Origin of the sequence: Streptomyces sp. NPDC046876 (genome assembly GCF_040645035.1) — a bacterium.
Classification (GTDB): Bacteria; Actinomycetota; Actinomycetes; order Streptomycetales; family Streptomycetaceae; genus Streptomyces.
Genome location: NZ_JBEYXK010000016.1, coordinates 72,137 through 87,692, shown reverse-complemented (window position 1 = coordinate 87,692; position 15,556 = coordinate 72,137). Strand labels below are relative to the sequence as shown.

Below are 15,556 nucleotides of genomic sequence, written 5' to 3'. Positions count from 1 at the left end.
CGCGCCCGTACACCGCGCCCGTACACCGCGCCCGTACACCGCGCCCGTACACCGCGCCCGTACACCGCGCCCCGTACGCCCCGCCCCCCCCACGCCGCGTCCGTCCCGTACACCCCGTCCGCGTACAGTCCGAGGGTGGAAGAACAGACCCGGCACCACCGCCCCGGCGCCCCCGTGCGCTCCGGCATCCCGGAGCACGGCCGCATCCCCAAGTACTACGCCGTCAAGGCCCGCATCGCCGAGCTCCTCGACGACCTCGGCGAGGGCGGCCTGCTGCCCACCGAGCGTGATCTCGCCGAGCGGTACGAGGTCTCCCGCGAGACCCTGCGCCAGGCGCTGCGCGAGCTGCTGCTCGAGGGCCGGATCCGCCGCTCGGGCCGCGGCACCGTGGTGGCGGGCCCGAAGCTGGAGCAGCCGCTGTCGCTGGCGAGCTACACCGAGGGCGTACGCCGCCAGGGGCGCCGGCCGGGCCGCAATCTGATCGGGCTGGAGCGGTTCCCCTGCCCGCCGGAGCTCGCGGGCGGCATCGGTGCCGAGCAGGGTGAGCCGGTCTGGCACCTGGAGCGGGTCCTGCTCGCCGACGACGAGCGGGTCGGGTTGGAGAGCACGTACGTCCGGGTGGCGCGGGCGCCCCGCCTGGACGTCGATTTCCAGCCGGACTCCTCCTTTTACGGCTACCTCCGCGACAGCCTCGGCATCTCCTTCGGCGACGCCGACGAGAAGTTGGAGACGGTGCTCGCGACGCCGCGCGAGGCCCTGCTGATCGGGACCCCGCCGGCGCTGCCGATGCTGCTGATCCACCGGTTCTCGCGGGACCAGGACGGCCGGCCCCTGGAGCGGGTGCGCTCGCTCTACCGCGGCGACCGGTTCAGCTTCACCACCCATCTGCGGCCCGAGTAGGTCCCGCGCCGGAATCGCGGATACCTCCCTTTATCGGTCGGTATGCCCTCGACTTGAAATCACGAAACGATAACGGGTCTGGTCCAAACGTGTCGGGCTGTTCACCGTCCCGTTCCCGCTCGGACCCCCGCGGTCCACGGGCCGCACCCACCGTGGTCGCCGTGAGAGTCATAGTCGTCGGAGGCGGCGTGGTCGGCACCATGCACGCCTGGCAAGCAGTGGAACGCGGCCACGAGGTCGTCCAGATCGAGCGCGAGGCCGAGGCGCGCGGCGCATCGCTGCGCAATTTCGGCCAGATATGGGTCAGCGGGCGGGCCGGGGGCGAGGAGCTCGACACCGCCCTGCGGGCCCGCGAGCTGTGGGAGGCGATCGGGGCGCGGGTGCCCGGGCTGGGCTTTCGCCCGATCGGCTCCCTGACCCCCGTCCGCACCGCGGCCGAGTACGCCGTCGCCGAGGCGGCGGCCGCCCGGCCCGACGCCGCCGCCCGCGGCTACAAGCTGGTCACCGCCGCCGAGGCGCGGGCCCTCAACCCGGCCCTGCGGGGCGCCTTCGAGGCCGCCCTGTGGTGCGAGCGCGACGCCGCCGTCGAGCCGCGCACGGCGCAGCCGCACCTGCGCGAGGCCCTCCTCGCGACCGGCCGCTACACCTTCCTGCCCGGCCGGGAGGTCCGCGAGGTCGTCGGGAACGCCGCCGTCCGAGACGACCACGGCGACGTCCACCGCGGTGACGCCGTCGTCCTGGCCACCGGCGCCTGGCTGTCCGGCCTGGTCCGCGAACTGGCCCCGGACATCCTCCGCAGCGTGCGCCGGGTACGGCTGCAGATGATGCAGACCGCCCCGCTCGGCGAGCCGCTGACCACCTCCCTCGCGGACGCCGACAGCTTCCGCTACTACCCCGCCTACCGCGGCCCCGCCCTCGACGCCCTCAACTCCGGCCAGCCGCAGGGGCCGGTCGCCGCCGCGCACCGGATGCAGCTGCTGATGGTCCAGCGCCTCGACGGCGGGCTCACCATCGGCGACACCCACGAGTACGAGCACCCCTTCGCCTTCGACACCGTCGAGGACCCGTACGAGCACCTCGTCGAGGTCGTCGAGTCCTTCCTGGGCCGCCCGCTGCCGAAGGTCCGGCGCCGCTGGGCCGGGGTGTACGCCCAGTGCACGGACACCACGCGCGTCGTCCACCGCGAGCAGGTCGCCGACGGCGTCTGGCTGGTGACCGGGCCGGGCGGCCGCGGCATGACCTGCGCGCCCGCCATCGCCGAGACCACCGCGACCGAACTGGGCTGGTAGGAAAATGAGCAATCCCGTCAATCCCGTCAATCCCGTCAACCTCGTCGTCCTCGACATGGCCGGTACCACCGTCGCCGACGGCGGACTCGTCGAGCGGGCCTTCGAGCGTGCCGCCGAGCGCCTCGGCGTCGAGCCTGGCAGCGCCGACCACGCCGCCAAACTGCAGTACGTCCGCGACACCATGGGCGAGTCGAAGATCTCCGTCTTCCGCCACCTCTTCGGTACGGAGGACCTCGCCCGGCAGGCCAACACCGCCTTCGAGGAGGCGTACGCCGAGCTCCTCGACGACGGGCTCGTCACCCCGCTGCCCGGCGCCCGCGAGGCCGTCGAGGAGCTCCGCGCCGCCGGCCGCACCGTCGTGCTGACCACGGGCTTCGCCCGCGTCACCCAGGACGCCATCCTCGACGTCCTCGGCTGGCGGTCCCTGGCCGACCTCACCCTGTGCCCCGCCGACGCGGGCGGGCGCGGCCGCCCGTACCCGGACATGGTGCTGGCCGCGTTCCTGCGCACCGGCGCCGTGGCCGACGTACGGGACGTGGCCGTCGCCGGCGACACCGCGTACGACATGCTCAGCGGCAGCCGGGCCGGCGCCGGGACCGTCGCCGGCGTCCTGACCGGCGCCCACGGCCGCGAGGCGCTCACCGGGCACGGCGCCACCCACGTCCTCGGCTCGGTCGCCGAACTGCCCGCGCTGCTGGCCCGCCTCGAAAGCACCGCCGCGCCCGAGGAGTCCGGCACGTGAGCGGCATCCGCTTCGACGGGGTGTCCGTCGCCTACGGCGGCACCACCGTCCTGGACTCCCTCGACCTGACCGTCGAGCCCGGCGAGGTCATGGCCCTGCTCGGCCCCTCCGGCTCCGGCAAGACGACGGCGCTGCGGGCGGTCGCCGGCTTCGTCCGGCCCGTCGCCGGCCGGGTGCTGATCGGCGGCCGGGACGTCACCGCCCTGCCGCCGCACAAACGCGGCATCGGCATGGTCGTCCAGAGTTACGCGCTCTTCCCGCACCTGCGGGTCGAGGACAACGTGGCCTTCGGCCTGCGGGCGCAGAAGACCCCGCGGGCCGAGATCCCCGGCCGCGTCGCCGAGGCACTGGAGATGACCGGCATGGCCGCGTACACCAAGCGGCATCCGCGCGAGCTGTCCGGCGGGCAGCAGCAGCGCGTGGCGATCGCCCGCGCCCTCGCCATCCGGCCCGGGGTGCTCCTCCTGGACGAGCCGCTGTCCGCGCTGGACGCCCAGCTGCGCTCCGGGATGCTCGCCGAACTGGCCCGGCTGCACCGCGAACTGCCCGACGTGTCGATGCTGTACGTCACCCACGACCAGGTCGAGGCGCTCACCCTCGCCGACCGGATCGCCGTCATGGACCGGGCCCGGCTGCAGGACTGCGGCACCCCGCAGGAGCTGTACCGCTCGCCGCGCACCGAGTTCACCGCCTCCTTCGTCGGCAACGCCAACCTGCTGCCGGTGACGGTGGCCGCCGCGGGCGCGGTGTTCGCGGGCCGGCCGCTGGAGGTGGACCGGGGGCCGGCCGCGCCGGGTGCGCGGGCGACCCTGTGCGTACGGCCGCACCGGCTCCGGCTCGGGGCCGGCCCCAACGCCCTGACCGGAACCATCGCCGAGGTCCAGTGGCGCGGCTCGACGCACCGGCTGTACGTCGACGTGGACGGCCACCGCGTCAAGGCCGACCTGCCCGAGCTGCGCGAAACCCCGGCGCTCGGCGACGAGGTCACCCTGCACTTCGAGCCGCGCGACGCGGTGCTGCTGTCGGCGGGGGTGTCCGATGGCTGAGGCCCCGGCCCCCGCCTCGACCGCGGCACCGGCTCCGGGCGGGGTCCCGGCCGCGGAGGCTCCGGCCGAGGCCCCCGCTCCGGCCGCTGCTGCGTCTGCGGTTGCCGCCGCCGCCCCGCCCCGGGCCGCCCGTCTGCCGCGCAGCCTGTGGGCGTTGCCCCCCGTGGCCGTGCTCGGGCTGGGCTTCCTCTACCCGCTCGTGCTCGTCGTCCGGCAGTCACTGAGCCCCGAGCGCGGCGGTGGCGCCTTCGCCGCGTACGCCTCCGTCTTCGCCTCCCGGGCCTTCCACGAGGCGCTGGGGACCACCGTCTGGCTGGCCGCCGGCGCCACCGCCGGCTGCCTCCTCCTCGGCTTCGTCCTGGCCCTGGTCATCGCCTTCGTGCCGTTCCCCGGGGCCCGCGGCGTCGCCCGGTTCATCGATGTCTTCCTCTCCTTCCCCTCCTTCCTCATCACCCTCGCCCTCCTCTTCATCTACGGCACCGTCGGCATGGCCAACGGTGTCTGGACTGACCTCTCCGGCGCCGCCGAAGGACCCTTCCGCTTCCTGAGCACCCCTTGGGGCGTCCTGCTCGCGGAGATCACGTACTTCACGCCCTTCGTGATGCGCCCGCTGCTCGCCGCCTTCTCCCAGCTGGACACCGCCCAGCTCGAGGCCGCCTCCTCGCTCGGCGCGCGCCCCGCCCGGATCGTCCGGCAGGTGATCCTGCCCGAGGCCCTCCCGGCCCTCGCCGCCGGCGGCAGCCTCGTGCTGGTCATGTGCCTGAACGAGTTCGGGATCGTCCTGTTCACCGGAGCCAAGGACGTCACCACGCTCCCGATGCTCGTCTACGGCAAGGCGATCCTCGAGGCCGACTACCCGGCCGCCTGCGTGGTCGCCGTCGTCAACATCGCAATCTCCGTCGGCCTGTTCGGCCTCTACCGGGTGGTGAGCAAGCGTGCTGGTGCATAGCAGGGCCGGCCGCCGGGCCGCCTGGGCCGTCTTCGCCGTCCTCTTCCTGCCGCTCTTCGCGCTGCCGCTGCTCGTCGTGGTGGCCGCCTCCTTCGCCACCCACTGGTCCGGTGCCTTCCCCTCCGGGCCGACCACCGGGCACTACGCCGCCGCCGTACGGGGCGAATCGCTCCAGGCGCTGACCACCTCGCTGGCCACCGCCCTCGCCGCGAGCCTGCTCGCGCTGACCGTCGGGACCTGGGCCGCCCTGGCCGCCGCCGGACTGGGGCGGCGCGGGAAGCGGTCCCTGGACGCCCTGTTCATGCTGCCCGTCGCCGTCCCGTCCGTGGTCGTGGGCCTCGCCGTCCTGGTCGCCTTCAGCACGCCGCCGCTGCTGCTCAACGGCACGAGCTCGATCGTGATCCTCGCGCACACGATTCTTGTCACGGCGTTCGCCTACCAGTCGGTTTCGGCTGCCATCCTGCGTCTCGACCCCGCCTACGAGCAGGCGGCCGCCTCCCTGGGCGCCGGCCCCGCGTACGTGCTGTTCCAGGTCAGGCTGCCGCTCCTGCTGCCGTCCCTCACGGCGGCCGCCGGACTCTGCTTCGCCCTCTCCATGGGCGAGTTGAGCGCCACCGTGATGCTCTACCCGCCGGACTGGACACCCCTGCCGGTCCGGATCTTCGCGGCGACCGACCGCGGCTCGCTCTTCAGCGGATCCGCCGTCGCCGTGGTCCTGATGACCACCACCCTGCTGGTCCTCCTGGCCGTCTCCCGCATCCGCACCAAGGCTGCCTACCGCTGACCTGCCCGGCTCCCGGCGCCCGTCTCCGGCGCGGGCGGGCTTCTCCACCCCGTACCTCCCCCACCTCTCCCTCCTCCTCTTCCCCCGAAGGACCTGCCATGCCCAGATCCCGCACGCCCCTGCGCACCGCCGCCGCCCTCGCCGGCAGCCTCGTCCTCGCCGCCGGCCTCAGCGCCTGCTCCGGCTCCTCCGACTCCTCCGACTCCTCGGGGTCCTCCGCCTCCGGCGACGCCAAGGGCGGCGCCAAGACCGTCACCGTCTACAGCGCCGACGGCCTCAAGAGCGACAAGGGCGACGGCTGGTACGACAAGGTCTTCGCCGACTTCACGAAGAAGACCGGCATCGAGGTCAAGTACGTCGAGGGCGGCTCCGGCGAGATGGTGCAGCGCGCCGTCCGCGAGAAGGCCAACACCCAGGCCGACGTACTGGTCACCCTGCCGCCCTTCATCCAGCAGGCGGGCGGCAAGGGCCTGCTCCAGGCCTACCGTCCACAGGGCTCCGACCAGGTCAACGGCGCGAACAAGGCCGCCGACGGCACCTGGACCTCCGTCGTCAACAACTACTTCGGCTTCGTCTACAACAAGAAGGAGCTCGATCCCGCCCCGCGGACCTGGGAAGAGCTGCTGGACGCCAAGTACAAGGGCAAGCTCCAGTACTCCACCCCGGGCGTCGCGGGCGACGGCACGGCCGTCCTCGTCAAGTCGATGCACGACTTCGGCGGCAAGGAGCCGGCGATGGAGTACCTGAAGAAGCTCCAGGCCAACAACGTCGGCCCGTCCTCCTCCACCAGCAAGCTCGCCCCGAAGACCGACAAGGGCGAGCTGCTCGTCGCCAACGGCGACGTCCAGATGAACTTCGCGCAGTCCAAGTCCATGCCGAACCTGGGCATCTGGTTCCCTGCCAAGGACGGCGGGAAGCCGACCACCTTCGCCCTGCCGTACGCGGCCGGCCTGGTGGCCAAGGCCCCGCACGGCGAGAACGGCAAGAAGCTCCTCGACTACCTCCTCAGCGAGGACGCGCAGAAGCTGGTCAGCGAGGTCGGCGGTGGCTTCCCGGCACGCACCGACGTCAAGCCGACCGACGCCAACGCCGTCGAACTCACCAAGCTGATGACGGGCGTCGAGGTGTTCGAGCCGGACTGGGCCGACATCGAGAAGAACCTCGCGGCCTACGTGGACGCGTGGAAGTCGGCAACCGGAAGCTGACCGGTTGCCTCCCGGTCACCCACGACCGGGAACATGACGCTCACATAACGGGTCTGGACCGAAGCGTCCTCTCGGTCCGGGCCCGGCGCATGCGCACGGCCTTCACCTGCCGCACCGCCCGCACCTCTTGCACTGCTCGCACCGCCTTCCCCGCGCGTTCCCAATGACTGCTCCCGGAGGAGTACGTGCCCACTGTCCTGCCCGGACGGGCCCTCGCCGCAGCCGCCACCGCCACGGCCGCCGCCCTGCTCGCCACCGCCCTCGGCGTGCACACCGCGACCGCCGCAGCCACCGCCGCAGCCACCACCGCCGCAAGCACCGCAGCCACCACCGACAAGGTCCTCGTCATCGGCCTCGACGGCGTGGTCCTCGACCGCGTCAAGGCCGCCCACGCCCCGAACCTGAACGGCATGATGGCCCAGGGACTCACCGCCCGCAGCACCCTGTACGCGAGCCCCATGGCCGCCACCTCCTCGGGTCCCGGCTGGTCCACCATCGCCACCGGCGTCTGGCCCGACAAGCACGGCGTGAAGGACAACTCCTTCACCGGCAAGAACTACGGGGCATACCCCGACTTCCTGACCCGCATCGAGAACGCCAAGCCCTCGCTCAACACCTACGCGGCCGCCGACTGGGAGCCCATCACCTCCACCGACCAGAACGGCCCGATCTTCTCCGCCAAGGTCGACAAGCGCCTCAGCCTCAAGGGCGACCGCGACGGCTACGGCAGTGAGGACCCGAAGACCGCCGCCGCGGCCGCCGCCGAACTGCGCGACCAGAACCCGGACGCCGCGTTCGTCTACCTCGGCCAGATCGACTCCGCCGGGCACTCCTACGGGGCCGCCAGCCAGCAGTACCTCGACGCGATCTCCCGCGTCGACACGCTGGTCGGCCAGCTGCTGACCGCGGTCGCGGCGCGCCCGACGTACGCCCAGGAGAACTGGAAGATCCTCGTCACCACCGACCACGGCCACACCGACGCCGGCGGCCACGGCGGCTCCACCATCCAGGAGCGCGGCACCTTCGTCATCGCCAAGGGCGCAGGGATCCCGGCCGGTTCGGTGCGCAGCGACGTCAAGCTCGTCGACGTCGCGGCCACCGCCCTCTCCCACGTCGGCGTCGCCGCCGGCAGCGCCATCGACGGCATCGCGCTCGACGCCCCGGACGACAACGACGCGTTCGACACTCTGCGCCCCGCCCTGCAGGGCCGCGTGGACGAGACCGGCATCCCCGCCGGGGTGAAGGGCTTCACCCACACGCCGCCGGCCGGCTGGTCCGTTGACAACTCCCGGATGGGCGCGGGCGGTGTCGCCGAGTGGGCCGGGTGGGCCTTCGCCACCGACGAGTTCTGGAGCCAGTCGCAGCGCGACCAGTGGCGCGAGCTGAACGTCCGCTCCCGCGACGTCTTCGCGGTCGCCGACTCCGACGAGTGGGACGACAAGTCCCACACCGGCAGCTACGACTCCACCCTGATCACCCCGGCGTGGCCGGTGACGGGCGGCACCACCCGCACCCTCACCTACCGGACGCACTACCGCCACGAGGCCGGCCAGACCGCCCAGGTCCTGGTCTCCTACAACGGGGGCACGCCCACTGTCGTCAAGGACTACACCGCCGACGCGGTAGCCAAGGCCGAGTCCCTGACCCTCCAGGTCCCGGCCGGCGCCACCGACGTGCGGGTCCGGTTCCGGTACACCGGCAGCAACAACTGGTTCTGGACGCTGGACAACGTCCACTTGAACTGAGCGGCCTGAGCGGGCTGCGCAGCTCGATCGGCCTGCTCGCACGGTTCGAACGTCCGGGCCGTGGACGCCAGGAGCGTCCACGGCCCGGCCCCGATAGGGTGGTACAGACCAGAGTTCACAGGTCAGAGGACATTGCCACCGAGAGCGGAGAACAGTCCCGTGGGAGAGCGCAAGCCGATCGAATCCTGGCTCACCGACATGGACGGGGTCCTCATCCACGAGGGCACCCCGATCCCGGGCGCCGATGCCTTCATCAAGCGGCTGCGCGAGTCCGGCAAGCCCTTCCTGGTCCTGACCAACAACTCCATCTACACGCCGCGCGATCTGCAAGCCCGCCTCAGCCGCATGGGCCTCGACGTGCCCGTCGAGAACATCTGGACCTCGGCGCTGGCCACCGCCAAGTTCCTCGACGACCAGCGCCCGGGCGGCACCGCGTACGTCATCGGCGAGGCAGGGCTGACCACCGCGCTGCACGACATCGGCTACATCCTGACCGACCACGACCCCGACTACGTGGTCCTGGGCGAGACCCGTACGTACAGCTTCGAGGCGATGACGAAGGCGGTCCGCCTGATCAACGCGGGCGCCCGCTTCATCTGCACCAACCCCGACGAGACCGGCCCCTCCACCGAGGGCCCGCTGCCCGCCACGGGCGCCGTTGCCGCGCTGATCACCAAGGCCACCGGCAAGCAGCCGTACTTCGCCGGCAAGCCCAACCCGCTGATGATGCGCACCGGCCTGAACGCCATCGGCGCCCACTCCGAGACCAGCGCCATGATCGGCGACCGGATGGACACCGACGTCCTGGCCGGTCTGGAGGCGGGTATGCAGACCTTCCTCGTGCTGACGGGCCTGACGACGGTCGAGGACACCGAGAAGTTCCCGTACCGCCCGACCAGGACAGTGGACTCCATCGCTGACCTGGTCGATCTCGTCTGATCCGATCGGGTCAAGCGCGCGCCGCTCCGGATGCGGAGCGGCACGCCGCGCGTGAACCTCCTTGATGAGGAGGTTCACCATGCGCAGTGCTCTGATCGCTGTCCGTACCGGCGGTGTGGCCGTCGCCCTGGCGGCGCTCGCCGCGGTGTCCGCACCGCCCACCGCCCTGGCGGCCGAGGAGGTCCGCGGCAGCGTCTCGGTCGATCCGCACCAGGGCGAGCCGGGGGCGCAGGTCAAGCTGCGCGTCCGCGGCTGCGACGGCCGCTGGGCGGCCGCCACGTCCGCCGTCTTCGTCGCGGACGCCAACCTGTCCTCCGGCCGCGACGGCGACCGGACGCTGGGCGGCGACGCGATGATCAGCTCGCGGGCCCAGCCCGGTTGGCACGACATCCGGGTGTCGTGCGACGGCGAGGAGGTGCGCGGCTCCGTCGAGGTGGTCCGCCACCGCGAGGGCGACGACCGGGACAAGGAGCGCGAGAAGGAGCAGGAGAAGGGCCGCGACAAGGAGCGCGACAAGGAGCGCGATCAGGGCCGTGACGAGAGCCGCGATCAGGGTCGTGACGAGAGCCGCGATCAGGGTCGTGACGAGAGCCGTGACCAGGGCCAGGGCCGCGACGAGCACCCGGACGCCCACCGCACGCCGAGCAAGCCCTCCCACGCGGGCGGCGGAGGCATGGCCGCCAAGCTGGCCGAGGCGGACCGGCTCGCCCGGACGCAGAGCGGGGCGCAGGCGGGCACGGGCGCCGGGGCTGCGGCGCAGGACCAGGCCGCCGCGGCGAAGAAGAGCCACGGCGGCGACGGCCCCGGCCTGCCGCACACGGTGATCGGCGCCGTCCTCGCCGCCGCGGCCACCCTGGCCGTCGCCGGCCGGGCGCTCGCCCTGCGCCGGCGCCGCAGCGGCGAGTGAGGCCCGGCCGGTGTCGGGCCCGGGGGAGCCGGGGTCTTCGGGCGGCGGGCGGCTGCTGACCTTCGCCGCCTGGTCGGTGCTGGTCCTCGGGTTGTGGCTGTGGGGCCGCGAGATCACCGGTGTGCCGGAGCTGCATGCGGCCGGGCAGGCGGGCGGGTCCGCGCTGTCCGTGCCGGTCCCGGGCCTGCCGGCCGCGCACGCCCCGCTGCAGCCGTCCGAGCCGGTACGGCTCGACGTGCCCTCGCTGGGCATCCGGGCCCCGGTGATGCCGCGCGGCCTGGACGCGCAGGGTGCGCTCGATCCGCCCCCGTACGACCGGCCCGGCGCCGTCGGCTGGTGGAGCGGCGGCGCCAAGCCGGGCGAGGAGGGGGCCGCGCTGCTGGTCGGGCACGTGGACACCGCGTCCAAGCCGGCGGTGTTCTACGGCCTGAGCACTGCGAAGCCGGGTGACAAGGTGCGGGTGGTCCGGGCGGACGGGCGGGTCGCCGAGTTCACGGTCGAGGACGTACGGGTCCACGAGCGCGCAGGCTTCGACGCGGAAAAGGCGTACGGCAGCCGGGTGCCGGGCCGGGCCGAGCTGCGGCTGGTGACCTGCGGGGGCACGTACGACAAGACGGCCGGGCAGTACACGGCGAACGTGGTCGTGTCGGCGTACCTGACGGGTACGGGCACGGGCACGGCTGCGGTGGCGGGGGTGGGGTCAGCGGCGTGAGGGGGGCGGTGGGCGACGCGCCGGGGCAGGACCGGATGGCGGATACGTCGGACAACGAAGAAGCCCCTCGCAGTTCTCACTGCGAGGGGCTTCCTCTTGTCGGTGCGCCGCCAGGGACTCGAACCCCGGACCCGCTGATTAAGAGTCAGCTGCTCTAACCAACTGAGCTAGCGGCGCCTGCTGACAGAGAAAACTCTACCCCACTTCCGGAGGTGCTCGTGACCAGCCGCGCCCACCTTGTCCGATTAACCCATGTTTGGGGGGTTTATCGTGCACGATATGTCTGGGTTCAGCCGAATCTGATGCCCCGACAGATTCCGGGCTGCCCGATCCGTGGACGAAGTGGACGAGCAGGGGAGTGGACGGAACCGCATGACGATGCAGCCCCCGGTGCATGTGCCGACGCCGAAGTCGATGCCGACGCCCTTTTTCGAGGAGTACGAGCCCGCGGGCGACTGTGCCTGCCCGGGCTGCGTACAGCGGCGGCGGTCCCTCGCCCGTGCGCGGGCCATACCGCTCCGGGACGGCGGCCACCCGGCCGCGCGCGGTGCCCGACGGGCGCTGGTGCTGGCCACCGCGGCCGGTGTGGTCCTGGGGGGCGGCAGCTCGGCGGCCCTCGCGGCGCACGCCCCCGTGGGCGCGGGCCACGGTCACGGGCACGGCCAGGGCCCCGGCCCGGCGGTGGACCCCGGCCCGGCGGTGGACCCCGGCCCGGCGACGGGTCACGGTCCGGCGGCAGGTCACGGTCCGGCGGCCGGGCGCGGGTCGACGGACGGGCCCGGGGCGGACGTCGGGGACGAGCCGCCCACCCCGCAGGGCACCCGGGCCCCGCTGCACGGGCGCCCGGCCCCGGCGAAGCCGCCGGGCTCGCCGGGCTCGCCGTCGACGGTGAGGCGGCTCGACCGGACGACGATCATCAACCGGGCGAAGCTGTGGCTGGACGCGGGGGTCCCGTACAGCATGTCCTCGTACTGGACGGACGGCTACCGGCAGGACTGCTCCGGCTACGTCTCGATGGCCTGGAACCTCGGTTCGAACGAATGGACCGGCAGCCTCGACAAGTTCGCCACCAAGATCACCAAGGATGAGCTGCTGCCGGGCGACATGCTGCTCTTCCACAATCCGGAGAACGAGACGAACGGCTCGCACGTCGTCATCTTCGGCGGCTGGGTCGACGAGACCAAGACGCACTACACCGCCTACGAGCAGACCCGCCCGAGGACGCGGAAGGCGACGACGCCGTACGGGTACTGGACGAACGCGACGAAGTACGTGCCGTACCGGTTCAACGGGGTGACGGGCGGGCTGACCGTCCCGGACCCGGGCACGGGAACCGGGACCGGCACCGGCACCGGGACCGACCCGAAGCCGGTGGTGCCCCCGACCACCGCCTACCCCGGGGCCGACAAGTTCGGCCCGGGCGCGGACAACGCGTACGTCGCCGAGCTCGGCAGGATGCTGATCGACCGGGGCGGGCGGCGGTTCTACCCCAACGGCGCGAGCACCAAGTGGAGCGACGCCGACCTGCTGGCGACCCAGGCCTTCCAGACCGCCCAGGGCTGGACGGGCACGGACGCCGACGGCATCCCCGGCCCGCACACCTGGCAGCTGCTGGTCGAGCGCACGGGCAAGGACATCCGCCCGACCGTGGACCCCGCCGCGGGCCCGAAGGGAACCCCGGCGCAGCCGGACCGCCCGGGCCCGAAGGTCACTCCGGGCCCGAAGACCACCCCGGGCCCGAAGACCACCCCAGGCCCCACGGGCCCGTCCAGTACCCCGAGCCACGCGGCCCACTCCCGCCCGTCCGGAGCCCCGGCCCACCCGCGCCCCTCCGGTAGCCCTGGCCACCCGCGCCCGTCCGGCGCCCCGACCCACCCCCGTCCATCCGGCGCCCCTGGCCACCCGCGCCCGTCCGGCACCCCTGGCCAGGCGGGCCCGGCGGGCCACTCGGCCGGCCCGGCTCCCTCGGGCGCGGCGGCGCAGCCGGGCCACCCGGCGGCACCTCCCGACCACCCCGCCGCGACGGGGCACCCGGCCCAACCGGCGGTACCTCCGGCCCACTCGGGCCCGGCGGGGCAACCCGACAACCCGGCGGCAGCTCCCGCCCACCTGGGCCCGATGGGCCAGGCGGGCCGACCGGTGGCAGCCCCGGCCTATCCGGGGGCGTGGGCGTTCCGCCCGGGCTCCACCCACCCGTCCATCACCGCCCTCGGCCGCCGCCTGGTGGAGAAGGGCTTCGGCAAGCACTACACCACCGGTCCGGGACCCAGCTGGGGCGAGGCCGACCGCCGCAACGTCGAGGCGTTCCAGCGCGCCCAGGGCTGGCGCGGTGCCGCGGCGAACGGCTACCCGGGCCCGGAGACCTGGCGGCGGCTGTTCGCATGACGGAGGCAACGATGTACCCCACGCACACCACCTCGACGACGGGCACCCTGCACTTCCCGCCGACGCCGCCGACGCCGCCGGCCCCTCCGACGGCGCGGACCACGGGCCACCTGTACCCGGCTCCGGAGCGACCCGCCCCGGCCGGGCGCAGCCCGGAGCCCCCGACGCCCTGCCCGTCTTCCGCCCCCGTCGCGGGTGCCGGGCACACCGCAGCCGGTCGGGAACCCGCCGTCCCGGCGGCAGCCTGGGCGGCGCGAACGACCGAACCGTCCGGCTCCGCCGAAGCGCCCGTCGCCCGGCAGGCCCAGCCCGGGCGGGAGCCGGACGGCCGGCCCACCGCGGCTTCGGCTTCTGCCGCCGGGCACACATCGGTGGCCCCGACGGCCGGGACGGCCGCGCCGGGTGCCACCCAGAGTCGGCCGCAGGCCGGGCGTGCGGCGGCGCCCCCGGCCTGCGGCTCCGCCGCACCGGCTGCCGCGCCGACGGCCGAGCCGGTCCGGCCGCAGGCCGCGGCCCCGGCGTACGGCCCCGCGGGAACGAGTGCTCCGCAGGCGGCCCCGTCGCCCGCGCGGGGTGCCGCCCCGGCCGCCCGACTCGCCGCGGTCGACAACGCCGGGCTCACGTTCGCCCCTGGTGCGGGAACCGGTGAGGGGCATGTGGCCGCCCCGGCGACGCCGGGGGCCGAGCCGGGTCTCGTACGGGACGCGGCGCGGCCTGCCGCTTCGGCCGAGCCGACCCGGCCGACGCCTTCGGCGGCGCAGGCGGCCGCCCCGGTCGCCCCGGTCGCCGCCGCCGACAGGGACGGGCACACCGCCCAGGCTCCGCGCGAGGTCCCGAGCCCGGCGGCAGCCCCGAGGGCGTGGACGGCCGGACACGAGCACGCAGCACAGGCCGCCGGCACAACGGTGGCCCCGGCCCCCGGCTCCGCCGGAACGGGGGCACGCCCGGCCGGTTGGGAAGCCGGCACCCCGCCGCCGGCAGCGGTTGCCGCCGGGCCCGGCGCCGATGAGCGGCATGTCGCAGCCCCAGCGGCAGAGATGGCGGGGCTGCGTGTCGTCCGGGACACCGCGGCTGCTCCCGCCGGACCGGCCGAGCCGGTCCGGCCCCAGGCCGCGGCCCCGAGGTACGGCTCCGCCGTAACAGGTGCGGCGCCTGCGGCCCCGGCCGGCCGCGAGGCCAACGGTCCGGCGGCGGCACGGACGGCAGAGCCCGTCCCCCGGCACGCCGCCGGCGCGGGAGCCGGTGAGCGGTATGCGGCCGCCCGGGCGACGCCGGCGGCCGAGCCGGTCCGGCCGCAGGCCGCGGCCCCGGCGTACGGCTCCGCCGGAACGGGCGTTGCGCCTGCGAGCCCGGTCGGCCGGGAGGCCAACGGTCCGGCGGCGGCACGGACGGCAGAGCCCGTCCCCGGGCACGCCGCCGGCGCGGGAGCCGGTGAGCGGTATGCGGCCGCCCCGGCGACGCCGGTGGCCGAGCCGGGGCTCGTACGGGACGCGGCCCGGCCTGCCACGTCGGCCGAGCCGGTCCGGCCGCAGGCCGCGGCCCCGGCGTACGGCTCGGCGGGCCCCTCGCCGGTGCGGGTGGCGGATCCGGGCGGATGCGCCGCACCGGCACCGCCGGCGGCCGAGCCGCTTGCCGACCTGGACCGGCCGCAGCGCCACGGCCCAGTGTTCGCTTCGGCGGCCGGAGGCTGTCCGGGCGCCGGACAGTTCCCGGGTGCGGAGCAGCAGTCCTCGGGCTCCGCCGACCAGGGTCGGTCGGAGGCCATGAGCCCGATCGCCGACCCAGGCCCCGCGGCTTCCGCGGACGAGCCCGCGGCGGGTTCGGCCGGGGCTTCGAGTGCCGCGCCGGCCGGCGGTCGTCGCCCGGCTTCCGGTTCCATTGCTCCGGCTCCGGCTCCGGCTCCGGCTCGGGTCGTCCCGGGGGCCGCGGTTTCCGCGGTCGGGCCCGGCCCGG

12 protein-coding genes and 1 tRNA gene are annotated in these 15,556 nt (G+C 74.4%); 12 read left to right on the top strand and 1 reads right to left on the bottom strand.

What is annotated here, in order from left to right; translation table 11 throughout:
* The first annotated feature begins 135 nt into the window (after positions 1-135).
* The 11 genes from ABZ924_RS12560 to ABZ924_RS12510 all read left to right on the top strand — a co-directional run bounded on the left by ABZ924_RS12560 (position 136) and on the right by ABZ924_RS12510 (position 11,218).
* Complete coding sequence (locus ABZ924_RS12560; RefSeq protein ID WP_361907426.1) at positions 136-900, top strand: GntR family transcriptional regulator; 765 nt, start codon at positions 136-138, stop codon at positions 898-900.
* A gap of 161 nt (positions 901-1,061) precedes the next feature.
* Entirely contained in the window at positions 1,062-2,189 is a 1,128-nt protein-coding gene (locus ABZ924_RS12555) for a TIGR03364 family FAD-dependent oxidoreductase (RefSeq protein ID WP_361907424.1), read from the top strand.
* Positions 2,190-2,193: 4 nt separating this feature from the next.
* A complete protein-coding gene (locus ABZ924_RS12550) occupies positions 2,194-2,931 on the top strand; it encodes a phosphonatase-like hydrolase (RefSeq protein WP_361907422.1) in 738 nt (245 codons plus the stop codon).
* Positions 2,928-3,977, top strand: a complete 1,050-nt coding sequence (locus tag ABZ924_RS12545; RefSeq protein WP_361907420.1) for an ABC transporter ATP-binding protein — start codon at positions 2,928-2,930, stop codon at positions 3,975-3,977. Before ABZ924_RS12550 ends, ABZ924_RS12545 begins: the two co-directional genes overlap by 4 nt.
* Positions 3,970-4,926: a 2-aminoethylphosphonate ABC transporter permease subunit gene (locus ABZ924_RS12540; RefSeq protein ID WP_361907418.1), complete on the top strand. Its 957-nt coding sequence runs from the start codon at positions 3,970-3,972 to the stop codon at positions 4,924-4,926. The genes ABZ924_RS12545 and ABZ924_RS12540 overlap by 8 nt, the downstream gene beginning before the upstream one ends.
* Positions 4,913-5,710, top strand: a complete 798-nt coding sequence (locus ABZ924_RS12535; RefSeq protein WP_361907416.1) for an ABC transporter permease subunit — start codon at positions 4,913-4,915, stop codon at positions 5,708-5,710. Before ABZ924_RS12540 ends, ABZ924_RS12535 begins: the two co-directional genes overlap by 14 nt.
* 98 nt (positions 5,711-5,808) lie before the next feature.
* Positions 5,809-6,915, top strand: coding sequence for a 2-aminoethylphosphonate ABC transporter substrate-binding protein (locus tag ABZ924_RS12530; protein WP_361907414.1), 1,107 nt, complete (start codon positions 5,809-5,811; stop codon positions 6,913-6,915).
* A gap of 185 nt (positions 6,916-7,100) precedes the next feature.
* Positions 7,101-8,660, top strand: a complete 1,560-nt coding sequence (locus ABZ924_RS12525; protein WP_361907412.1) for an alkaline phosphatase family protein — start codon at positions 7,101-7,103, stop codon at positions 8,658-8,660.
* A gap of 159 nt (positions 8,661-8,819) precedes the next feature.
* Positions 8,820-9,599 (top strand): HAD-IIA family hydrolase, encoded by a 780-nt coding sequence (locus ABZ924_RS12520; RefSeq protein ID WP_361907410.1) that lies wholly within the window; start codon positions 8,820-8,822, stop codon positions 9,597-9,599.
* Between the two features lie 79 nt (positions 9,600-9,678).
* Complete coding sequence (locus ABZ924_RS12515; RefSeq protein ID WP_361907408.1) at positions 9,679-10,506, top strand: hypothetical protein; 828 nt, start codon at positions 9,679-9,681, stop codon at positions 10,504-10,506.
* A 10-nt stretch (positions 10,507-10,516) separates the two neighbouring features.
* Positions 10,517-11,218, top strand: a complete 702-nt coding sequence (locus ABZ924_RS12510) for a class F sortase (RefSeq protein WP_361907406.1) — start codon at positions 10,517-10,519, stop codon at positions 11,216-11,218.
* A 103-nt stretch (positions 11,219-11,321) separates the two neighbouring features.
* On the opposite strand, the gene ABZ924_RS12505 is transcribed toward ABZ924_RS12510, so the two are convergent.
* Positions 11,322-11,395 (bottom strand) — tRNA-Lys (locus ABZ924_RS12505).
* 195 nt (positions 11,396-11,590) lie between these two features.
* On the opposite strand from ABZ924_RS12505, the gene ABZ924_RS12500 reads away from it, so the two are divergent.
* Entirely contained in the window at positions 11,591-13,603 is a 2,013-nt protein-coding gene (locus ABZ924_RS12500) for a peptidoglycan-binding protein (protein WP_361907404.1), read from the top strand.
* Positions 13,604-15,556 lie beyond the last annotated feature (1,953 nt).

What these genes read in the sequence shown, in the direction of transcription:
- ABZ924_RS12550 (WP_361907422.1), top strand. Translation starts at nt 2,194, where the DNA reads ATGAGCAATCCCGTCAATCCCGTCAATCCCGTCAACCTCGTCGTCCTC.
- ABZ924_RS12540 (WP_361907418.1), top strand. Translation starts at nt 3,970, where the DNA reads ATGGCTGAGGCCCCGGCCCCCGCCTCGACCGCGGCACCGGCTCCGGGC.
- ABZ924_RS12530 (WP_361907414.1), top strand. Translation starts at nt 5,809, where the DNA reads ATGCCCAGATCCCGCACGCCCCTGCGCACCGCCGCCGCCCTCGCCGGC.
- ABZ924_RS12515 (WP_361907408.1), top strand. Translation starts at nt 9,679, where the DNA reads ATGCGCAGTGCTCTGATCGCTGTCCGTACCGGCGGTGTGGCCGTCGCC.
- ABZ924_RS12500 (WP_361907404.1), top strand. Translation starts at nt 11,591, where the DNA reads ATGACGATGCAGCCCCCGGTGCATGTGCCGACGCCGAAGTCGATGCCG.